Raw genomic sequence first — 19,826 nt, forward strand, 5'->3', positions numbered from 1 at the left:
GGCCTGTCGTCAACGACTGCTGAAGGAACGGCCCGTGGCATCGACCACTTTCACCGTCACGAAGAACACGACAGCGGTCCGGACAGGCGCAGATGCCTCGGTGCGGAAGAAGCGTCCGGCGATCGGGATGTCCCCGAGCAGCGGCACCTTGTCCTCCACCTTCTGGACGCGCTCCTGGAGCATGCCGCCGATGACCAGCGTGGCACCATCGGCCACGGTGAGATTCGTCTCCGTTTTCATCACGGAGAAGACCGGCATGAGGATCTCATTCGGCGTCACCACCGTGGTGCTCGGATTGCCCAGGGCATCGACACCAGCCGAGGTGATCGGCGTGCCGTAGTTCACGAAGCCATTGAAATCCGTGACACTCGGCTTCAGCGCAACGTCCACGTAGTGGCGGTCCTCGCTGACCGTGGGCAGCACGTCGAGGATCACGCCCACCTTCTTCATGTCGAAGCTGGTCGGAGTGGCCGGAGTGACCGGGAAGCTCTGGGCGCTGGTACCGAGAAGGTCGCCCGTCTCGAAGTCGAGCGGCGGATTGTTGCCGCCGATGCTGTTCGGCAGTTCCGGGGGCTCGTACTCCGTCGGGTAGATGAATTCGCGGATGACCTCGATGGTCGATTGCTGTCCGCTGCGGGAGGTGGTGGACGGCGCGACGACCAGATCGACGTTTTTCTTCTGGTCGAGCCCACGCATCAGCATCGTGAGATTCGTGTCGTTCAGCGTGCCATTCGCCCACAGGAGGCCCGGCGCGCGGGCCTTGCCACGGGCGAAGCCCTGCTGCTGCTGCAGGATGAGCGAGTCGATGCCATCGATTCCGATCGCCTCGTCACCGCTGCGATTTCCCGCGGTAAGGCCGAGGCGCTCGGTCACACCGGCAGCCATAGCGATGTCCGAGAAATTCGCGGGATTGTAAGCACCGCCGGAGATGTGGCCCGCCGCGACACCTGGAGTCAGGCCGGTGCCGCCGAGCGAGAACTCGCCAAGCAACCAGTCGAAGCCGAGTTCCTTGAGGACCCGCTCCTCGGTCTTCAGCATGCGGACTTCCACGACCACCATCGCAGGCTCCTCGCCTGCCAGCGCGTGGGCGATCTGCTCGACCAGCGCGATATTCGCGGAGGTATTGCGGACCGTGAGCATGCTCTCGCCCGCATTGAAATTGGCGGAGGCTCCCTGCGGGAATTCCACACCCTGCTGCTTCAGGATTTCCTCCGCGCTCATGCGGCGGACCAGCAGGCCCTCGCCGGCATTGTTCTCGCCGAAGGGGTCGTTTTCCGGCGAAGCATTGCCCCCCACGGAGGCGGCACCGCTGGTGAGGAAGTCCGGCTGCACCCGGAAGCTCCGGGTGATCATGTCCGTCGTGTCCGCGCCGATCGGGCGGATGGCGATGGCATAGTCCTGTGGCACGGAGACCGTCTGCGTGATGCTGCAGACGTGCTTCACCACCTCGGACATCGGCACGTTCCTGAGCTGCAGGTTGAGCTTCGTGGCATTGATCTTGGCGGCGGCTTCGCCTGTGCCGAAATCGAGCACGAAATTGATGCCGCGCTTCGCCGGATCGAGCTCCAGGTTATCGAGCTCCACGGACCGGGCCCGCAGGAAATCGAAGGCTTCCAGTATGCTCACATCCACGAAGTCCACGGACGGGAGAATGATGCGCTCCAGCTTGTTCGAAAGCAGGATGGGGGCGTCCGCGGAGCCGCCACCGGGGATCAGGTCCTCGGGAGCCACGTCGCCGGGAGTCACGCGGAGCTGCCATGCCTCATCCACCTGGCCGAGCATGTCGGCGCGGGCGTGGTCATAGGCGGCGCGGGAGTAGTCGGCCTTGTTCTGGGCGACCTGCTCCATGCCGCGGCGGGCGGCCTTGTTGTAGGGATCCACGCGCAGGATCTCCTCATAGACACGGTGTGCCTGATCGTAGTCGCCGAGATTGTAAAAGCCCTCCGCCTTGTAAAGCAGCAGGCGGACTTCCTCGACGTCCTGAGTGAATTCCTTCGTCGCAGCCGGATTCGTGCGGATCGGATCCTCGAGTTGGGCACGCATTTCCAGCGCCATCGCGCTGTCCGGGGCCACGGACTCGGCGAGCACCTTGTCCACCGTCGCCTTCGCGCCGCTCACGTCGCCCTTGCGGCGCTGGAGTCGGGCCTGCTCCACGGACGCCTGGACCAGTCGCTCGGTCGTGGCTTTCCGCAGGGCTGCGGTGGCCGGGGCGTCGGGCAGGAGATCGCGGGCTCCCGCATAGGCAGCCACGGCGTCGGCCCACTTGCCGGCTTTGTAGGATTCGTCGCCCTTGCTGAGCAGTTCCTGTGCTTCGGTCGCGTTGTTCGCGCGGCGCTGCAGTTCCGCCTGGGCCATCGAGGACGATGACTGCGCGAGAACCGGCTGGGCCAGAAGAAGACAGGTCGCCGGTGCCATGGCCAGGAGGCCGGCACGGGAAACGAGTTTGGTGGTCAAACGATCGGAGATCGGCATCGGGGTTTCCGCGCTGTATAGAGGGCTGGTTCCCACAGCGTAAGCGGAAAATCCGGAAAATTCAGCGCTCCTCCTCGTCCAGCCCACGTAGTAAATACATTGCCTCCGCAGCGTCCCGCCCGATCTGCTCTTTCAGCGCCTCCAGCGACTCGAATTTCCGCTCTCCGCGCAGGTGCTTCACAAATTCCACCTCCAGCGTGCGCCCGTATAGGTCGCCGTTGTGGTCGAAGAGATGCACCTCCAGCGTCCGCGCCTCGCCGTCCACGGTCGGCCGCAGCCCGAGATTTGCCACGCCATCGAAGCGCCGCTCCCCCTCCCTCGCCCGCACTGCCCAGACTCCATCCGGGGGGAATTGCTCCTCGCCACGCTCCACGTTTGCCGTGGGAAAGCCGATCGTGCGGCCGAGCTTCCGGCCCTCCACCACCCTGCCCTCCACGGTGTACGGTCGCCCGAGCATGCGCGCTGCGGCTTCCAGATTCCCGTCCTGCACCGCCTGGCGGATGCGGGTGCTGCTGATGCGGTCGCCATCCATCATCACGGGCGGCAAGGCCTCCAGCCGGAAGCCCAGCTCGCCGGAGAGCCCGGAAAGCATGGCCACGTCGCCCTTCCGCCCTTTTCCAAACCGCCAGTCCTCGCCCACCGCGACCGTCTTCACGCCTGCCGAGACCAACTCGCGGATGAAGTCCTCGGCCTCCTCCTCCGCCCGGGCGAGGTCGAATGGAAGCGCGAGCAGGAAATCCACGTCCATCCGGGAAAGGATCTCCGCCTTGTGGTCGAGCGATGCCAGCAGCCTGCGCGGTGCCTTCTCCGGGAAGAGCACGCGGATCGGATAGGGATCGAAGGTCAGCACGCCACAGGTGCCGCCGTCCCGCCCGCGGGCCGCGAGCGCCTGGCCGATGACCTCCTGGTGGCCGAGGTGCACGCCATCGAAGACGCCCAGCGCGAGATGCACCGGGCCGGCCAGCTCTTTCATTTCCGCGATACTCGAGAAGCGACGCACGGCGGGACCTTGCACGGCAGTCCCGGCGGGTGCCAGCCCCGTGTGGCATCTTCCCGCTTCCAGTCTTGCGTCTGCCGCCCGCCCCGCCAACCTCGTGTCCACCTACCCATGGCTGAGATTTCTCCATCCGCACCGCAGGCCCTCGGCGTCCCCGAGTCGCTCGCCACCGTCTTGAAATGGCGCGACACCCCCACCCCGCTCAGCGAGGAGGAGTTCAATCTGGCCATCCAGGAGCTTGGCACCGTCGTCCAGGCACTGGACAACCACCCCGATCAACTCGGCCGCTTCGCCCGCGCGCTGGGCCTCGTGGTGCTGGGCAATCTCCATCGCGACCACGGCCTGCTGGATCACGCGCTGCCTTTCTACCACCTCGCGCTGCAAAATCCGGCCGACCTCGACGACGGCACGCCACGCGGTAAGAACGAGCTGGCAAACGCCCACACGAACCGCGGCATCTGCACGCTCTCCGCTGGTGACAAGGACGAACTGCCCGACGCGCTCGCCGACTTCGAGCAGGCGATCGCACTGCGGAAGGAAATCCCCGCCGAAGGCGAGGAGAACATCCGCTGGGGCCTGGCCGCCAGCCTGATGAACCGCGGCGACGTGCTGCACCGCATGGGCGAGCGCAATGAAGACGCCCGCGCCACCTACGACGAAGCCATCGCCCTGCTGGAGGAGATGGACTGGCAAGGCAATGCCGGCGTGCTCCAGCGCCTCGCCCTCGCATGGGCAAATCGCGGCCTCGTGGGCGACTCGCACGAGGACGCCCGCCGCTGCTTTGAAAAGTGCATCGAGCTTCTCCCGGATCCACAAAATCCGGCCCAGCTCCTGACCCTCTGCAATGCGCTGCTGAACCGCGGCCGTCACTCGCTGGGCGTGGGCAGCGATACCGAAGCCGCCGCAGCCGATGCGCGGAAGGTGCTGGAACTCACCACGCCCCACGAGCGCGATCATCCGGCACCCGCCGAGCTCTCGCTGCAGGGCCGTCACCTGCTCGCCCACGCGCTGGTGACGTGGCTCGACTCGTCCAAGCAAGGCCCCGGCCTCGCGGAGGACTGGATTGGCGACACGACCGACACGGTGGAAGACGCGCTCTCCGTGCAACGCCACTGGGAGCAGCAGGGCTTCACCGGCCTGCGCCCGCTGGCCGGCGAGCTTTTCGCGCTAGGCCTGCATGTCTATCGCGTGTGCCAGCCGCACTTCTTCGCTGAATTCCTCATCGAGTCGATGGACCCGGAGACCTCTCCCGGCGCTCCCTTCGCCGACCCGATGTTCCAGGCCACCGCCGCCCGCGCCCTCCACACCGTGGTGAACGAAGTCGCCCAGCGCGCGGCCTCCTCCACCCTCGAGCCCGCCGACGTGGAGAAGCAGAAGAAGATCCTCAATAGCCTGCGTGCCGCCGACCAGCGCCTCGCCGCGCTGCAGCAGAAGTACGCACCACCGCAGCAGGAAGAACCGCCCGCGGAGATGGTGTGAGCCATGCAGCCGCCCTCCGGCACCCCTCACCCGCCATCTGGGGAAACGACGTCGCCGCCTGAACTCCCATCGCGGAAATCAGGCGGCCGCATTTCCCTGGCGATCGCGATGGTGCTGCTGGCGGCTTCCCCCACGGTCATGTCCTCACCAGAGGACATGCGCCCTTGGTATTTCGCCTGCCTGCTCTTCTCCAGCGCCGGGTATCTGATGGCGAAAAGCCGCCGGCAAAAGCTCGCCGGCATCACCGTGATCACGCTTTCAGCCTTGGGTTTCATCAACGGTTGTTGGGCGCTGTTTTGAGGCAGGGTGGAGATTCATCTCCCGGAGAGTGAACCGACCCGCCTCACAAGCTCCTCTTCTAGCGCACCCATCGAACGATGGAGAAACGCTCGACGACTACGTCACATGATCCGACCGCGTAGCGGTCAAGGACGGTAGCTGCGGGCTTCAGCCCGCAGAACTCCCGCAGGCCGGGATGGTGTCGCGTAGTGACACAGGAGTCGCTGGTTTGCGGCCGGTTGATCTTCGGGGCGTCCGGGTCGGTCGGGTTCCAGTGTCGCTCTGCGACACCACGCGCGCACGACCCGCATCCGCGGACTGAAGTCCGCGGCTACCATCCTTGACCGCTACGCGGTCGTCTGAAGCCCGATCTCGATTGGGAATGCGGATCGGATCTCTTGCACTTGCAGATCTCTAATCTCAGCCGCCCTTCACCGGCACTTTCCCTTCGAGGAGGGCCAGCAACCTTGCGCGATCCGGGATGACGGAGAGCGGGAAATAGTAATACGACCCAGCATGGGTCTTCAGGATGAAATGCTTCTTCGTCACCGTGGCGTGGGCGAATTGAGGCCACTCGGTGAAGTTCCGTCTGCGGTCGGAGCGGGTGGCGAGGCCTTGCTCGTCGAAGTCGTATTCGAGCGTGGCCCGCAGAGCATCGATCTTGTCCCAGCGCTTCCTGATTGAGACGCGGATCGCGATCGCGAAAAGCAGCGCGAGGAGCGGGATGCCGATGTGGATCAGCCCGAACTCAAGCTGCGCGTCCGGATTCCCCGCGCTGGCCAGATGACGGACGACAAAGGGATAAACCAGCGCGACGAGCGTGAGGACGCCCATCACGAGCATGGCGATCTTGAGCTGCGCCCACAGCACGTGGCGGTTCAGCGCGAGATAGTCGCTGAAATTCGGTTGATAGGTGAAGCGCATCGTCGTCGCCTTCGCCGGGTCGCGGTCGCTCACTTCTCCTCGTCCTCCGCGAGGATCTTGTCGATCTGCTCGACCCACTCCCACGGGCAGCGCTTGCGCTGGTACTTCCGCCACAGCACGTCGCGCAGCTCGGCCCACACTTCCTTTGGCACGGGATCGACCGGATACCAGTCCGGATCCGTCTTCAGCGTCGTCTGGAAGGACCAGCGGTTGGCATAGCGGGACGCGCGCCAAAAGCGCAGGCCTTCGTCGGTGCGTTCACGCCATTCATGGGACTCCATGCGCGGAGCGTGCGAGCGGGGACGGGTGCTGCCAAGCGCCAAACGACAGCAATCGCAGCCAATCGAAGGCGGCCGCCGATGCCGCGTTTCCCGCTGGCCAGCGCGATGGGTAAAACGGTTAATTCATCCCATGTTCCTCGGTCTCGATTCCTCGACCCAATCGCTTTCCGCCCTCGTCATCGATCCCGCCCGTGGCGAAATCGTCCGCGAGGTCTCGGTCAATTTCGGGGCCGAACTGCCCGCCTACCATTCCCCCAGCGGCTTCATTCCCGGGGGCAAGGGCGGCGAGGTCCATGCGGACCCGCGGATGTGGATGGAAGCGCTCGACCTGGTCTTCGCGAAGCTGACCGATGGCTTCGATCTCTCGCGGATCACCGCCGTTGCCTGCTCCGGACAGCAGCACGGATCGGTCTATTTCGACGCCACCTTGGAGCAACGTCTGGCCACGCTGGATGCGGGCGTGCCCGTGGTGGACCAGCTTTCCCCGGCGCTGACCCGCGCCACCGCACCGATCTGGATGGACACGTCCACGGGTGCCGAGTGCGCGGAGATCGCCGCAGCGGCGGGCGGGAATGCCGAGGTCTGCCGTCTTTCCGGCTCCATCGCCATCGAGCGTTTCACCGGTCCGCAGATCCGCCGCTTCCACAAGCTCGATCCGGCGTCTTATGAAAAGACCGCCGTCATCCATCTCGTCAGCTCCTTCGTCGGCTCGGTGCTGGCGGGGAAGTCCATCGCCATCGACCACGGCGACGGCGCGGGCATGAACCTGCTGAACCTCCAGACACTGGACTGGGACGATGCCTTGCTCGACGCCACCGCGCCCGACCTGCGGGCGAAGCTCCCGCCCGCCGCAGCGTCCGCCACCATCGCAGGGCCGGTCTCCGCATACTTCGTGGAGAAGTACGGCTTGTCTGGTAATTGCCAGGTCGTCCTCTCCACCGGGGACAATCCGTCGTCGCTCGTCGGTATGGGGGCCACTGCGCCGGGCACCATCGTCATCTCGCTCGGCACCTCGGACACCTTCTTCGCCGCGATGGAAAACGCGGTGACGGATCCTCAGGGCTTCGGCCATGTCTTCGGCAATCCCGCCGGTGGCTTCATGTCGCTGATCTGTTTCCGGAATGGCTCGCTAGCCCGCGAAGCGCTCCGTGACGAACTCGGGCTGGATTGGTCGGCCTTCGACAGCGCAGGCCTCGCCGGAACGCCCGCAGGCAACGACGGCAAGCGCATGCTGCCCTTCTACGGTCCGGAGATCACGCCGCGCCGTGACTTCGATGGCCCGGTCCGCAATTTCCCCGCCGATGCATCGGCTCCCGTGCAGGTCCGCGCGCTGCTCGAAGGCCAGTTCCTCAACATGCGCCTCCATAGCCTGTGGATCGGCGAGAAGGCCGAGCTGATCCGCCTGACCGGCGGGGCGTCGCAGAGCAATGGCATCGCCCAGCTCATCGCCGATGTCTTCCAGGCACCCGTCGAGCGCTTCGCCATCGCGAATGGCGCGGGCCTCGGTGCCGCCCTGCGCGCCGCGCATGCCTGCGGCCACGATCTCGCGAAGCTGCAGGCCGACTTTTGCAAGCCCGCCGCCGGATCGCGACTGGAGCCGGATGCCTCGCTGGCCGCGGTGTATGACGAGGCGCTGGCGGATTACCGCGCGATGCTGTGACGCGGGCGGAGCGGCGGCTTTACTTGCAAGGCCGCCGCTTGATAGGAAGGGAGGTCTCGCGCTTCCCCCTATGACTCTCCCCGATTTGCGGATCCTCCCGGCTTCCGGCCTCCTGGCGCTCTCCTCCCTCGCACCGGCGGAGACGCCGCACGAGATGGACGACCTGGTCGTCTCCTCGCGCGCCGATCATCCGACGCTCGGGCGAAAGGAAGGCGACTTCGCGCTGCCGCTACCGGGCGGACGCGGCTTCCAGGACGTGCTGCCGCTCTTGCCAAATGTCCAGCAAGGCTCGCCGAGTTCCACCGCCTTCACCATGCGCGGGCTGGGGCAGGACAACGTGATCTTCCTGCTCGGCACGCAGTCGAACACGCTGCTGAATTTCTCGGATGGCGGAGCGCCGCAGACCGCATCCTCGCTGACCTCGGTGACGCCGCTGATGTGGGACATCGGGGAAGTGCGGGTGACGCGCGGTCCGGTGCTCTTCGGCCGTGGCGTGAATGCCGCGGGCGGCGAGATCCGGCTGGAGCCGAATGCCCCGCAGTTCTTCCACGAGGGCAAGGCGACGGTCGAGCTGGCAGACTACGGCTCGTGGCGCGTCGGGCTGACGGAGAACATGGAGCTGATTCCGGAGAAGCTGGCACTGCGGGTGAGCGCAGCCTCCGAGGGCACGCACAACGCGGTGACGAATCTCTACGACGGCAACGAGCGTTTCGCGGAAACCCGCCGCGAGAATTTCCGCGGACAATTGCGCTGGCGGCCCGCCGGGAACGAGCAGTCGGTCTTTGACCTGCGGGTGGATCTGGACCGCGGGCGCGGGAATTTCTTCGGCCAGGCCTACCAGCTTCCCGGACGCGACATCTTCGACCGGGTGGTGAATGTGAATGACACCGCGACACTCCCGGCGGATCGCCATGCCTTCGTGCTGCGCGGCCGCGTGGAGCTGGACGACGGATGGTGGGTGGAGTCCGAGTCGTCCTACTCAAAGCTCGACGGCACCCACTTCAATGACTTCGACGGTTCGCCGCTGCTCGATTGGTTCTACGTCTATACCGCGGACGAGACGCGCCTGACCGAAAGCCTGCGCGTCGGTCGCGAGGGCGAGGGCTTCCGCTGGCTGGCTGGCATCTATGCGGAGGCGGCGGAGTATGAATTTTCGTTCAAGGGCCGTGGGCTCGGGCCGGTGCCGGCGGGGCGTCGCTTTGAAAGCGTGACGACCGAGGAAATCGGCATCGCGGCTGCCTACGGACACGGGGAGCTCGAGCTGGGCCGGGATATCTGGCTGACGGGCGGGCTGAGGCTTGACCACCAGTCGCGGGATCAGGTGTCTGCCGCGCAGATCAGCGGAGCCCTGCGGGGTCGCGATGAGGTCGATGTCAGCTCCACCGAGTGGCTGCCGGAGCTGGGGCTGGAGTGGCGCGGCGATGCGCTGACCACCGGGGCGAAGATTTCACGCGCCTATCGTCCAGGCGGGGCAGCGGTCGCCCCATCGCTCGGCACGTCCCAGGCCTACGGCCCGGAGCGCGGCTGGGAGCTGAATCTCTTCGCCGAGCACCAGGGCGAGCACCTGCGCAGCACCGTGCGGGCATTCCACGCGTGGATGGACGGACAGCAGGTGCCCTACGTCGCGCCGGGTGGATTCCCGGTGGTGGACAGCTTCATCACGAACAGCGGGAAATCCCAACGCGCTGGCGTGGAAGTGGAGATGGAGTGGCGGAAGGGCAACTTCGCCGCCGGAGCGTCGGCAGGCTATCTCCATACCGAATTCGACGAGCTCGTGGTCAATGGCGTGAACCGCAGCGGCCAGGCCTTCCCGCTGGCTCCCGAGTGGAATGCCGCCCTTGGCATCGGATGGCGTCCGGCCACCGGCTGGTTCGGCGAGATGACGGTCCAGTGGGCGGACACGTCCTACGCGCAGATCGACTCCACGGCGGCAACCAAGCTGGAAGCGCGCACCCTGCTCTCCGCCCGCACCGGCTACCGCTGGCAACAGGTGGACGCCTACGTCTTCGGCAGCAACCTGCTCGACGAGGAGTATGCGCTTTCGAAGAACGACTACACCGCCGTGGGCTTGCCGGTGTCCGGCAAGCTCGGGATGCCCTGCGTGATCGGCACGGGCGTGACGATCAAGTGGTGACGGAGGAAGGAAGGCTTACTTCTTCTCCTCGGTCGCCGGGGCGGTGGTGCCGTCGTTGAGGGTCTTGAGGAGCGCGTCGGTCACGTCGGTGGCGTCCTTCGTGTAGAGGAGCACCGGGACCTGCGAGGTGCTGGTGCCGGTCTTGTCGAGCACGTAGTCGAAGCCCTCGGCCTCGGCGTACTTCTGCACCTTGGCGCGGATCTGATCGAGGATGTTCTTCGTGCGGATCTGCATCTGCTCCTGCATCGCGCGCACCTTGCGGTTGCGGAAATCCTCGGCCTCGCGCTGGAGGGCTTCCGCCTCCTGCATCTTGACCTGCCGCTGGTTGAAGATCTCCTGCTTCTTGGTGTCGGCCACGGAGGGGTCGTTCAGTTGCTTCTGGAAGGCATCCAGATCGGCCTTGGCCGCGGTGATGTTGGCGGTGCGTTGCTCGAATTGCTTGGCGACGCCCTGGCCCTCTTCCTCGAACTTGACCTTGGTTTCCTTCGTCGGGTTGTACTCCATGAAAAGCGCCTGCATGTCCACCGTGGCGATCTTCAGGCGACCGCTGTCCTGCGCGGCGGAGATTCCACCGAAGGCGAGCGAAAGGGCGATGACGGAGCGGAGCGAGAGTTTCATGGTTTCCTTGCGAACGATGCAGATGGGTAGCAGCCCTTGGCGGTCAGGGGAAATTCTTTTCTCCGCCCCCGGGAATGGCCTCCGGCGGCGGTAAATTCGACGTAAAGCGTTCGCCACGAGCTTGTTTGCCTGAACTTCGCGGGATCATGGTGGATCGCTATGAAAACAATCACCATCCTGTTGCTGACCGCCACCGCGGCCTCCGCCTACACGCTACACGAGTGGGGCACCTTCACCACGGTCGCCGGGTCGGACGGCGTGCTGCTCACCGGACTGGAGCGCGAGGAAGCCCCGCTGCCGACCTTCACCTACTCCCACTATGGCCTGGAAAACGGCAACCTGCGTGTCGCTCCCGACGAGATCGTAAAGGAACACGGGAGAATGCCGATCTTGTCCATGATGAAGGGCATGGACCGCCCGCTTCGCGGCGTGACCGTGAAGATGGAGACGCCCGTGATCTACTTCCACTCGGACAAGGCCTTCGACGTCTCTGTGAAGGTCGGCTTCAATGGAGGGACCATCAGCCAGTGGTATCCGGATCGCTCCGGCGGCGAGACCCTGCCGGTGCCGAAGGCGAGGAAGACCGTGGATATCAAGGACGTGGAGGACTGGGCAATCGACTTCACAAAGCCGTGGAAAGGCTCCATCGAGTGGCAGGCACGGGTGCTTTCGCCGGAAGAGTCGCGCAACACCATCCTCTTCAAGCCCTGGGAGTCGCTGCACTGGATGCGCCCGCGCGTGCCGGAGGCAAATGCGGTCCGCACCGCGAATGGCGAGACGGAGGGCTTCCTCTTCTACCGCGGCATCGGGGCCTTCAATCCCGGGCTCACCACCACGGTGGGCGCCGACGAGACGCTCCGCCTGAAGAACCGCACCGGCGGCGACATTCCCTTCGCCTTCGTCTTCGAGAAAACCGCCGGAACCACCCGTTGGATGGTCATGAAAGAGGGCCTGAAGGCAGGGGCCGCCGCGGAAGTGCCGGTGTCCGGCTTCACGGAGTCCTCCGCCGCATTTGACGAGACGGTCTATCGGGAAATGGTGGCCGGGCTCACGGCGACCGGCCTCCTCGAGAGCGAGGCGCGCGCGATGGTCGAGACTTGGTGGAACAGCTATTTCGCCCAGAACGGGCTGCGCGTTTTCTGGGTGGTGCCGGAGGCCAAGACCGAGGCCATCCTGCCGCTGGAAGTCAGCCCGAAGCCGGAGAAATCCGTCCGCGTCATCGTCGGGCGCAGCGAGGTCCTGCGCCCCACCACGGAGCGCGAGTGGCTCGCCCTGTCCCAAGACCCCGACAAGAACCGGCGCGAGGCATGGGCGAACTTGTGCAGCCACGACCGCTTCGGCCTCGCCTACCTGAAGCGCCTGGAAGCCCTCGGTGCCACCGCGGCAAAATGAGGCTCAGCCCTTGCGTTTCAGCGCCGGGAGCAGTTCCTTGCGGATCACGGAGATCGATTTCCGCCGGACCTTCTCCTGGCGCTTGCGCAGGACCTTCCAGGCGCAGGGACAGATCGTCGGGGTGAAGCCGCGGGCCTCCAGCCAGGCGGCGAGCACTTCCAGGTCATTCTCCTCACCGAGACTGTTCGCGAGCCTTTCGGCTTCCTCCTTGCCTACAAGCGGGAGATCCGGGGCGGCGAGCGCCATCCCGCCCAGCCATGCCTTCACCGCCTTCCGGCAGTCGTGGAAATCCTCGTTGATCACCCGCTGGAGCGCACGCTTCAGGCGCTTGCGGAGCTGCTTCTCCAGCTTCCTCGCGCCGTCTTCGGCGGCTTCCGCGACTTCTTCGTCGGTCTGCGACTCCAGTCGACCCCGGACTTGGCAGAGGGCGGCGAGCGACCAGTCGATCACGGCCTGCGGCGGCTTGCGGGTGGACGCATCCGCCTCCAGCTCAAGCAGCGCCGCGGCAGCCGCTTCGGACGAGCCCACCGGCGAAGCGTCGATCCCCAGGGAATTCCACGTCTTCACCCGCACGGCGGCATCGCGCGAACCACCGAGCATGCGGCCGACCACCCCGATCCAGCGGACGCACGGCTTCGGCTCGCCCGCGATGACCAGCCCGCCGCGCAGCCGCTTGCCGGCCTTGCGCGTCTGGTGGATCTCGTCAGCCACGCGGCCCTTGCTGTCGGTCAGCCCCTTCAGCAGCCGCTCCATCTCCGAACACGCGGCGATGATAGACCCGCGGACACCGGAAAAGTGAGACGTATGGTCAGACATGGGACGTGCCATCTAGCAGATGCACCATCCCCTGTCAGGCAATCTTCCGTGAAGTTTCCTTCGTTTCAAAACGACACGCTACCAAACCAGCGAGCCACCGCCTCCGCGGCATCGTCGCCGTTTTCCGCGACCAGCCGGTAGTGGCCCTTGCGTCCGTCCGCCGCCTTGAGGGTGAAGCCTTCGGTGCTGAAATACGCGCCATCCGCGCCGCCGCTGGCGGACTCCTGGAACCAGCGAACCTTTTGCTCCGCGATGGTCACGGTGCGCCATGGCTGGTCGCGCTCGTAGCCTGCCAGCGTGTTGTTCCGCATTTCCTCGCCGGAGAGCTTCGGCGGGCTGGAAAGCCTCGGCAGCGGCTCGGTCATGCCGTGGACGACCAGACGGGTGAAGGGCTTCTTCGGGTCCGCGTAGGTCAGGGTGTAGCCGCCTTCGCCGTCGCGCTGGATCTTCGGCGAGCCCCAGACCTGCTCGAGCCCGCGGCTGCGCAGCACCGGCACGGTCACGCCCAGCAGGTCCGAGCCCGGCTTCAGCACGCGATAGCGGGCGCTGTTCGCGCTTTCCCACTTCTCGATCCCGGATCCGCAGCCGGTGACGGCGAGCACGAACGAGACTGCTCCGGCGAGCTTCAGCAATGCCTTTCCCATGCCCCACGGATAGCCTCCCGGAGCCCTTTGCCAAGCCGCCGCTGCGCATATCCGCAAAAATCCCGGCTCGCCAAACCGACGGCATCGTCCCAGAAAATGACCTGTCCCGCCCCGCATCTAACACATGAGAAAGCTTATCACCAACGCGCGCGTCGTCTCGCCCGACCTCGATCTCGCCCGCGCGGCCGTCCTCATCGAGGGCGACCGCATCGAGGCCGTGATCGAGGGGACGAATCTCCCCTCCGTGGAGCACAAGATCGACGCCGCCGGCAAGCTGCTCATCCCCGGCTTCATCGACATTCACAGCCACGGCGCGGATGGCTCCGACGTGTGCGATGACTCGCTGGACGCGCTGCGCCACATCGCCCGGCGGAAGCTGCAGGAAGGCGTGACCACTTGGCTGCCCACCACCCTCACCCAGCCGCGGGAGAAGCTGAAGTCCATCGTCGCGAAGATCGCCACCTTCCGCGAGGAAGGCGGGCTGACCCGCTGCCCCGGCATGCATGTCGAGGGCCCCTTCATCAACAAGGAGCGGGCCGGCGCGCAGAATCCGCAGTATATGCGCGCACCGGACTTCGCCGAGGTGGAGGAACTGCACGCGATCGTGCCCGCCCTGATCCTCTCGCTGGCCCCGGAGATGCCCGGAGCGTTGGAACTCATCGGCGGCTGCAAGGCGCTCGGCATCACCTGTTCCGCCGCGCACACCTCCGCCACCGCCGCGCAGATCTTCGCCGCCTGCGATGCCGGGCTCACGCACCTCACCCACTACGGGAATGCGATGACCCCGCTGCATCACCGCGAGATCGGCGTGATCGGCGCCGGCATGGTCGATGACCGCCTGATGATCGAGCTGATCAGCGATCTCATCCATCTCTCGCCGGACATGCTGCGGCTCGTCTTCTCCACCATCCCCATCGACCGCCTGATGATGATCACCGACTCGGTCGCCGCGTCGTGGATCGTGGAGGGCGAGGTGGACCTCGGCGGCCTGCCGGTGGTGGTGAAGGACAAGGTGGCGCGCCTGAAGGACGGCGGTGCCCTGGCGGGCTCGACCCTGCTGGCGAACGAAGGCTTCCGCAACCTGGTCGGCGCGACCGGCCTGCCGCTGCACGAGGTGATCAAGGTGACCTCATGGAACCAGGCCCGCTCGCTGGGGCTGGAAGGCCTCGGCAAGGTGGTCCCCGGCTTCTACGCGGACCTCGTCCTGCTGAATGACGACTACAGCGTCGCCAAGACCATCGTCGGCGGGGAGGAACGCTGAACTTGCCCGTGGCGGCATCGCCCGCTTACCTCTCCGGGCCTTGGAGGAGAAAAAGCAGAGCCGCTGGCGGCGCATCGGGGTCTTCGGCGACCTGCCGACGCGTCTTCTCATGCGTGGGCTGAGGGTGGCCCCGTGGTTCCTGGAGCCCGTGCTGATCCCGCCGTGGACGCTGCTTTTCTTCCTAGTCGCGAAGTCCCAGCGCCGCGCGGTCATGGGGAATCTCCGCGCGCTCTTTCCCGCCTGGTCCGCCCTGCGCGCGTGGACGGGGGCCTACCGGGTCTTCCTGAATTTCGCCTTCACCTACGTGGACGCGATGCGATGCGAAACGGGCACCGGCGGCGTGGACTGGATCATCGAGGGGCTGGAGCACTTCGAGGACCTCAAGTCGCGCCCGGCGGGCTGCATCGTGCTGACCGCCCACATGGGGAACTACGACATGGCCGCCCCGCTCTTCTCCGAGAAATTCGGCCGCACGATTTATGCGGTGCGCGCTCCCGAGCGCGAGCCCGAGATGCAGGCGCTGCGCGAGGCGGAGATCGCGGAGAAGGAGCGGCTGAACCCTTATTTCCGCACCTGCTTCAATCACGGCGGCGAGATGCTCGGCGTCGAACTCGCCCGCTACCTGAACCAGGGCGACATTGTCGCGGTACAGGGGGATCGCGTGATCTTCGAGGTCTCGCCGATGGAGACGGAGGTGGAGCCGGGGCTGATGATGCGCTTGCCACGCGGCCCGCTTTTCCTCGCCCGCATCACCGGGTCCGCGGTCTTCCCGCTCTTCATCGTGCGCGATGGCTGGCGGCGCTACCGCGTGCAGGTCCACGCGCCGCTCGACCTGCCCGCGCGGGTCCGCGGTCGCGGTGAAGACCCGGCCACGCCGGTGTGGGCCGGGGCCATCCTCAGCGGCGTGAAGGAGCACTGGAAGCAGTGGTTCGTCTTCGAGCCCGTGCTGCGCCGCGAGAAGGGAGGCGCGGCATGATCATGCTGGAGAAGGATCGCCCGAACCGTGCGGTGACGCCGTTTTTCCAGATCTTCGGGGGCCGTTGGCAGCGACTCTCCGGCGATGCCATCCACATGACCGAGGGCGCGGGACACCATCGCCTGGAGTGGCGCGTGCTCTCCGTGCTCGTCCCGCTGGTGGCGGGTGCCGCGGTCTTCGACGCGTTGTGGCGGATCGGCGGAGCGTGGCTCGCATGGGGCGGCGTGCTGCCGGTGCTGTTCCTGCTCTTTCACATCGTCGCCATCGTCATCGGCGGAAAGAACCCGCTCGCCCAGTGGCAGCGCTGGAACCTGCTGCTCGCCGCTTGGTCGGTGTGGCAAGGGTGGTTCGCGAATGAAAGCGGGGTGCGCTGGGCCGCGGGGATCTGGCTCGGGGTGCTCGCGCTGAATGCCGTCTCGGCGCTGTGTCTTGGCTGGCGTTTCCTCATGGTCCATCCAGCCACTTGCACGGCGGTCGCCCGCTGGTTCATCTTTGCCGCGATCCACGTGCCGGTATTCGTCGTCACCTGGCTCTACGGCTGGCACGCCGGGCTGGTCGTCCTGCCAGTGGCGGCGGCCGTCTGGCTCTGCGGCACCTTCCTGCCAAATTCGCGCGTCTTCGGCCCCATCGCCCGCCGCGTGGAAGGAAAGGACGTGCTGCTCACCATCGATGACGGCCCGGATCCCGTGGACACCCCGGCGCTGCTCGACCTGCTGGACCAGCACGGGCGCAGGGCCGTCTTCTTCATCATCGGCGAGAAAGTACGACGCCACCCGGAGTTGGCGCGGGAGATCGTCCGCCGCGGCCATGAGCTCGGGAATCACACCATGACCCACCCGGTCGGAGTTTTCTGGGGACTCGGTCCCGCGCGCACCCGCCGCGAGATCGAGGGCTGCCAGCAGGCGATCGAGGAAGCCACCGGCACGAAGGCCCGCTTTTTCCGCGCGCCCGCGGGCCACCGGAATTGGTTCACCCACCCCGCGCTGCAGGACCTCGGCCTGGAACTCGTCGGCTGGCGCAAGCGCGCCTACGACACCATCCGCAGCGACGTGGACGGCATCGTCCGCGACCTCGTCACCGGCGTGAAGGATGGCGACATCCTGCTACTCCACGAAGCGACCATGACCTCTCAGGGAGTGATGAAAGGCGTCTTGGAGGCGCTGGAATCCGGCACCCCTCGCGTGAAGAAGACTGAAGCCCCCGATCACCACGCCGCCTTGCCGGACTCGTAGCCGCGCTCGTAGCAGAGAGGCGCGCGGCCCTGGGTGAAGATGCCGGGCGTCGGCGTGATGGTGTCGATCTCGATGAGGCGCTTGCCCTTCATCCGCGCGAGTTCCGTGCGGTGGCGGTGAAGCTCGTTGCACACGGTGTGATGGGACGCGCCGATGGCGGTGGCGATGGTCTCCCACGAGACCGCCGGGCCGCTGTTTTCTTCATGGCGGATGCGGTGGACGACGATGGTGTCAATCTCCGGGTCATCCAGCCAGTGCTCGAAGGGCGCCTCGCAGGCCACGCCACCGTCGAGGTAGCGCTTCCCGCCGACCCGCTGTATGCCGATGAGGCACGGCACGGCGCAACTCGCGACGATCAGCTCCGCGAGCGGGCCGCTGCGGAGGATCTCCGTGCGATGCAGATCGGCATCGGTGACGGCGATGTCCATGACCGGCGAGACCAGCGAGGAGAGGTCCGCGCCATTCAGGATGGAGTGGAATTTCTTCACCGCGTGCTTTCCGGAAAAAAGCCCGGTGGACCAGAAGGCGGTGCAGACCCCCGGCAGACGGAGGAAAGCCGCCCAGTCGAAAAACGACCAGCGTAGCGCGGAATCGAGCACCGTACTTTTCAGCGCCTCCCCGCGGATGCCGGCGGCATGCAGCGATCCCGCGATGGCCCCGGCCGAGGCCCCGGAGATGCGCGCGGGATGCAGGCCGACCTCCGCCAAGCCATTCAGGAAGCCGGCATGGGCATAGTAGCCGAGGAAGGATGATCCGAGGGCGACGGCGAGTCCGGGCGTGACTGGGTGATCCATGGGAGGCGCGCGGAAAGTAGGCATCCCCGCCGCCGTGGCGAGTTTTCAGTTTTCACCGGGCGGCGGCGAGGCGATGGTCGCGGCGCGATGTCGGCCACGGCGGTGAATTACAAGATCGGGAACGAGAAGCTGGTCCGCGTCATGGATGCGGCCTCCGCCCACCTGCGCGGCCTGCTGGAAAAGCAGGGCCGCCCGGACGGCGGACTGAGAATCGCCGTCATCGGCGGCGGCTGCAGCGGGCTCCAGTACAAGATGGACCTGGTGGACGGCCCGCGCGACCGCGACATCATGGTGCCCAGCAATGGCGTGAACGTGGTGATCGACCCGAAGAGCGCGCTTTTCGTCAGCGGCAGCGAGCTGGATTGGTCGGACGATCTCCAGCAGGGCGGCTTCAAGGTGAGCAACCCGAACGCCATCGTCACCTGCTCCTGCGGGGAGAGCTTCGCCGCGTGATGAATCCCTTCGCGACGCTCGGGCTGGAGCCTCGGCTGGCGATTTCCGAGGAGGAATTGCGCGCCGCTTTCCGCGAGGCGGGCAAGCGCGAGCACCCGGATGCGGGCGGCAGCGGCGAGGACTTCGCCCGGGTGCAGGAGGCATTTGCCCTGCTCTCCCGTCCCTCGAAGCGGCTCCGCGCGTGGCTGGCCGCGAAAGAGATCTCCGGCGACGAGCGCGGCTCGATTTCGCCCGGGCTGGTGGATCTCTTCGGAAAAGTCGGCACCACACTCCAGCAGGCCGACGCAGTGACGAAGCGCCGCGAGGCCGCCCTGAGCACGCTGGCGAAGGCGATGCTGGAGCCAGCCGTGCAGCAGGCGCGCGAATCTCTGGAGGCCGCCCTGGACGAGGTGGCCGCCGCCTTGGCCGCGGAGGAAGCCCATTTCGCAGCCATCGAAGGAGGCCACGGCGACCCCTGGCGGACCGCGCGAGACCTAGCATTCCTGGAAAAATGGCAGGCCGAGCTCAAATCCCGCTTCGCGAGTCTCTGGTAATCATCATGCCTGATCCTGCGTCTTGCGTCTCCAAGTCTTGAATCTTCTCCAAAGAATTTGCCTTGACGCTTTGGTCCGCCCGGCCATTCTCCCTGCCCCGCGTAAGCAACCCCTTTCCTACCATGGCCCGAGTCTGCAGCATCCGAGGAAGCCGAGTCCGTTCCGGCGGCAAAATCAATCGTTCCGGTCTCGCCAAGAAAAAGGGCGGTATCGGTCGTCACGTGACCAAGGTCGTGAAGCGCAAGGTCGCTCCGAACCTCCAGTCCAAGCGTATCTGGATCCCCGAGCTGAACCGCTGGGTGCGCCTCACGCTGAGCTGCAAGGCCATCAAGACGATCAACAAGAACGGAGCCTACGCGACCCTCAAGGACGCAGGCCTGCTCTGATCCCGATCCTGGGAATCTGAATTTTCATCCAAGGCGGCCCGGAGGAAACTCCGGGCCGTTTTGCGTCTGCCCGGGAAGGTCCGGAAAATTCTTGTTGCTTGCCGCTTGACGCCCGGGGAGCGCGCCATTTTCTTCCCGCCCGCCATGCTCCATCAGGTGCTCAAATCAAAACTCCATCGGGCGATGATCACCGCCGCCGACGTCGATTACGAAGGCAGCATCGAGATCCCCACCGACCTCATGGAGGCCGTCGGCCTGTGGGCAGGTGAAAAGGTCCTCGTGGCCTCCATCACCTCCGGCAACCGCCTGGAGACCTACGTCCAGCCCGGAGCCCCCGGCACCGGAAACATCCTGATCAACGGTGGCGCCGCCCATCGCATCAAGAAGGGCGAACGCGTCGCGATCATGGCATTCGGCCTGTCCGATACGCCCGTGCTCGCCAAAAAGGTGGTCCTCGACGAGGAAAACCGGATTCTCCGCGACGGACGCTGAGGG

General features: G+C 66.0%; 20 protein-coding genes. 12 read left to right on the forward strand and 8 right to left on the reverse strand.

The features are described from left to right. Window positions 1–9: 9 nt before the first annotated feature. Both OKA04_RS21790 and OKA04_RS21795 read right to left on the reverse strand, forming a co-directional pair. Window positions 10–2,454, reverse strand: coding sequence for an Amuc_1098 family type IV pilus outer membrane protein (locus OKA04_RS21790; protein ID WP_264503338.1), 2,445 nt, complete (start codon window positions 2,452–2,454; stop codon window positions 10–12). A 79-nt stretch (window positions 2,455–2,533) separates the two neighbouring features. Then, window positions 2,534–3,574, reverse strand: a complete 1,041-nt coding sequence (locus OKA04_RS21795) for a bifunctional riboflavin kinase/FAD synthetase (RefSeq protein ID WP_319800629.1) — start codon at window positions 3,572–3,574, stop codon at window positions 2,534–2,536. 6 nt (window positions 3,575–3,580) lie between these two features. Between OKA04_RS21795 and OKA04_RS21800 the strand changes: the two genes are divergently transcribed. Continuing rightward, window positions 3,581–4,948, forward strand: coding sequence for a tetratricopeptide repeat protein (locus OKA04_RS21800; RefSeq protein WP_264503340.1), 1,368 nt, complete (start codon window positions 3,581–3,583; stop codon window positions 4,946–4,948). Between the two features lie 3 nt (window positions 4,949–4,951). Beyond that, window positions 4,952–5,248, forward strand: coding sequence for a hypothetical protein (locus OKA04_RS21805; protein ID WP_264503341.1), 297 nt, complete (start codon window positions 4,952–4,954; stop codon window positions 5,246–5,248). A gap of 399 nt (window positions 5,249–5,647) precedes the next feature. On the opposite strand, the gene OKA04_RS21810 is transcribed toward OKA04_RS21805, so the two are convergent. Both OKA04_RS21810 and OKA04_RS21815 read right to left on the reverse strand, forming a co-directional pair. Beyond that, window positions 5,648–6,184, reverse strand: coding sequence for a YcxB family protein (locus tag OKA04_RS21810; RefSeq protein ID WP_264503342.1), 537 nt, complete (start codon window positions 6,182–6,184; stop codon window positions 5,648–5,650). Beyond that, the gene (locus tag OKA04_RS21815; RefSeq protein ID WP_264503343.1) at window positions 6,181–6,432 is read right to left on the reverse strand and encodes a hypothetical protein; all 252 of its coding nucleotides are present in this window, start codon (window positions 6,430–6,432) and stop codon (window positions 6,181–6,183) included. The genes OKA04_RS21810 and OKA04_RS21815 overlap by 4 nt, the downstream gene beginning before the upstream one ends. Before the next feature lie 130 nt (window positions 6,433–6,562). Here OKA04_RS21815 and OKA04_RS21820 point away from each other — a divergent pair, with 130 nt between their 5' ends. Both OKA04_RS21820 and OKA04_RS21825 read left to right on the forward strand, forming a co-directional pair. After that, window positions 6,563–8,092 (forward strand): xylulokinase, encoded by a 1,530-nt coding sequence (locus OKA04_RS21820; protein WP_264503344.1) that lies wholly within the window; start codon window positions 6,563–6,565, stop codon window positions 8,090–8,092. 70 nt (window positions 8,093–8,162) lie between these two features. Next, window positions 8,163–10,226, forward strand: a complete 2,064-nt coding sequence (locus tag OKA04_RS21825) for a TonB-dependent receptor (RefSeq protein WP_264503345.1) — start codon at window positions 8,163–8,165, stop codon at window positions 10,224–10,226. 15 nt (window positions 10,227–10,241) lie between these two features. Here OKA04_RS21825 and OKA04_RS21830 read toward each other — a convergent pair whose 3' ends face one another. Then, on the reverse strand, window positions 10,242–10,844 hold the full coding sequence (locus OKA04_RS21830) for an OmpH/Skp family outer membrane protein (protein WP_264503346.1): 603 nt from the start codon (window positions 10,842–10,844) through the stop codon (window positions 10,242–10,244). A 159-nt stretch (window positions 10,845–11,003) separates the two neighbouring features. Here OKA04_RS21830 and OKA04_RS21835 point away from each other — a divergent pair, with 159 nt between their 5' ends. Then, window positions 11,004–12,236: a hypothetical protein gene (locus OKA04_RS21835; protein ID WP_264503347.1), complete on the forward strand. Its 1,233-nt coding sequence runs from the start codon at window positions 11,004–11,006 to the stop codon at window positions 12,234–12,236. A 3-nt stretch (window positions 12,237–12,239) separates the two neighbouring features. Here OKA04_RS21835 and OKA04_RS21840 read toward each other — a convergent pair whose 3' ends face one another. Continuing rightward, a complete protein-coding gene (locus tag OKA04_RS21840) occupies window positions 12,240–13,052 on the reverse strand; it encodes a CHAD domain-containing protein (protein ID WP_264503348.1) in 813 nt (270 codons plus the stop codon). 65 nt (window positions 13,053–13,117) lie between these two features. Further along, window positions 13,118–13,696: a hypothetical protein gene (locus OKA04_RS21845; protein WP_264503349.1), complete on the reverse strand. Its 579-nt coding sequence runs from the start codon at window positions 13,694–13,696 to the stop codon at window positions 13,118–13,120. Window positions 13,697–13,820: 124 nt separating this feature from the next. On the opposite strand from OKA04_RS21845, the gene nagA reads away from it, so the two are divergent. From nagA to OKA04_RS21860, 3 genes are read left to right on the forward strand one after another with little or no spacing between them, the layout of a single operon-like run. Then, complete coding sequence (nagA, locus tag OKA04_RS21850; protein ID WP_264503350.1) at window positions 13,821–14,957, forward strand: N-acetylglucosamine-6-phosphate deacetylase; 1,137 nt, start codon at window positions 13,821–13,823, stop codon at window positions 14,955–14,957. A gap of 40 nt (window positions 14,958–14,997) precedes the next feature. Continuing rightward, a complete protein-coding gene (locus OKA04_RS21855) occupies window positions 14,998–15,933 on the forward strand; it encodes an LpxL/LpxP family acyltransferase (protein ID WP_264503351.1) in 936 nt (311 codons plus the stop codon). A 2-nt stretch (window positions 15,934–15,935) separates the two neighbouring features. Then, entirely contained in the window at window positions 15,936–17,165 is a 1,230-nt protein-coding gene (locus OKA04_RS21860; protein ID WP_264503352.1) for a polysaccharide deacetylase family protein, read from the forward strand. Here OKA04_RS21860 and OKA04_RS21865 read toward each other — a convergent pair. Then, the gene (locus OKA04_RS21865; protein ID WP_264503353.1) at window positions 17,138–17,959 is read right to left on the reverse strand and encodes a patatin-like phospholipase family protein; all 822 of its coding nucleotides are present in this window, start codon (window positions 17,957–17,959) and stop codon (window positions 17,138–17,140) included. The two genes, OKA04_RS21860 and OKA04_RS21865, sit on opposite strands and share 28 nt — an antisense overlap. Window positions 17,960–18,046: 87 nt before the next feature. Here OKA04_RS21865 and OKA04_RS21870 point away from each other — a divergent pair, with 87 nt between their 5' ends. The 4 genes from OKA04_RS21870 to OKA04_RS21885 all read left to right on the forward strand — a co-directional run bounded on the left by OKA04_RS21870 (window position 18,047) and on the right by OKA04_RS21885 (window position 19,823). Continuing rightward, entirely contained in the window at window positions 18,047–18,412 is a 366-nt protein-coding gene (locus OKA04_RS21870; RefSeq protein WP_264503354.1) for a HesB/IscA family protein, read from the forward strand. Then, a complete protein-coding gene (locus tag OKA04_RS21875) occupies window positions 18,409–18,945 on the forward strand; it encodes a DnaJ domain-containing protein (protein ID WP_264503355.1) in 537 nt (178 codons plus the stop codon). Before OKA04_RS21870 ends, OKA04_RS21875 begins: the two co-directional genes overlap by 4 nt. 122 nt (window positions 18,946–19,067) lie before the next feature. Next, on the forward strand, window positions 19,068–19,331 hold the full coding sequence (gene rpmB, locus OKA04_RS21880) for a 50S ribosomal protein L28 (RefSeq protein ID WP_264503356.1): 264 nt from the start codon (window positions 19,068–19,070) through the stop codon (window positions 19,329–19,331). Between the two features lie 144 nt (window positions 19,332–19,475). Continuing rightward, a complete protein-coding gene (locus OKA04_RS21885) occupies window positions 19,476–19,823 on the forward strand; it encodes an aspartate 1-decarboxylase (protein WP_264503357.1) in 348 nt (115 codons plus the stop codon). The last annotated feature ends 3 nt before the right edge of the window (window positions 19,824–19,826 follow it).

Origin of the sequence: Luteolibacter flavescens (assembly GCF_025950085.1) — a bacterium.
GTDB classification, from domain to species: domain Bacteria; phylum Verrucomicrobiota; class Verrucomicrobiia; order Verrucomicrobiales; family Akkermansiaceae; genus Haloferula; species Haloferula flavescens.

What these genes read in the sequence shown, in the direction of transcription:
- OKA04_RS21870 (WP_264503354.1), top strand. Translation starts at nt 18,047, where the DNA reads ATGTCGGCCACGGCGGTGAATTACAAGATCGGGAACGAGAAGCTGGTC.
- OKA04_RS21885 (WP_264503357.1), top strand. Translation starts at nt 19,476, where the DNA reads ATGCTCCATCAGGTGCTCAAATCAAAACTCCATCGGGCGATGATCACC.
- OKA04_RS21815 (WP_264503343.1), bottom strand. Translation starts at nt 6,432, where the DNA reads ATGGAGTCCCATGAATGGCGTGAACGCACCGACGAAGGCCTGCGCTTT.
- OKA04_RS21840 (WP_264503348.1), bottom strand. Translation starts at nt 13,052, where the DNA reads ATGTCTGACCATACGTCTCACTTTTCCGGTGTCCGCGGGTCTATCATC.
- OKA04_RS21830 (WP_264503346.1), bottom strand. Translation starts at nt 10,844, where the DNA reads ATGAAACTCTCGCTCCGCTCCGTCATCGCCCTTTCGCTCGCCTTCGGT.
- nagA (WP_264503350.1), top strand. Translation starts at nt 13,821, where the DNA reads ATGAGAAAGCTTATCACCAACGCGCGCGTCGTCTCGCCCGACCTCGAT.
- OKA04_RS21825 (WP_264503345.1), top strand. Translation starts at nt 8,163, where the DNA reads ATGACTCTCCCCGATTTGCGGATCCTCCCGGCTTCCGGCCTCCTGGCG.
- OKA04_RS21845 (WP_264503349.1), bottom strand. Translation starts at nt 13,696, where the DNA reads ATGGGAAAGGCATTGCTGAAGCTCGCCGGAGCAGTCTCGTTCGTGCTC.
- OKA04_RS21835 (WP_264503347.1), top strand. Translation starts at nt 11,004, where the DNA reads ATGAAAACAATCACCATCCTGTTGCTGACCGCCACCGCGGCCTCCGCC.
- OKA04_RS21860 (WP_264503352.1), top strand. Translation starts at nt 15,936, where the DNA reads ATGCTGGAGAAGGATCGCCCGAACCGTGCGGTGACGCCGTTTTTCCAG.
- rpmB (WP_264503356.1), top strand. Translation starts at nt 19,068, where the DNA reads ATGGCCCGAGTCTGCAGCATCCGAGGAAGCCGAGTCCGTTCCGGCGGC.
- OKA04_RS21805 (WP_264503341.1), top strand. Translation starts at nt 4,952, where the DNA reads ATGCAGCCGCCCTCCGGCACCCCTCACCCGCCATCTGGGGAAACGACG.
- OKA04_RS21820 (WP_264503344.1), top strand. Translation starts at nt 6,563, where the DNA reads ATGTTCCTCGGTCTCGATTCCTCGACCCAATCGCTTTCCGCCCTCGTC.
- OKA04_RS21800 (WP_264503340.1), top strand. Translation starts at nt 3,581, where the DNA reads ATGGCTGAGATTTCTCCATCCGCACCGCAGGCCCTCGGCGTCCCCGAG.
- OKA04_RS21865 (WP_264503353.1), bottom strand. Translation starts at nt 17,959, where the DNA reads ATGGATCACCCAGTCACGCCCGGACTCGCCGTCGCCCTCGGATCATCC.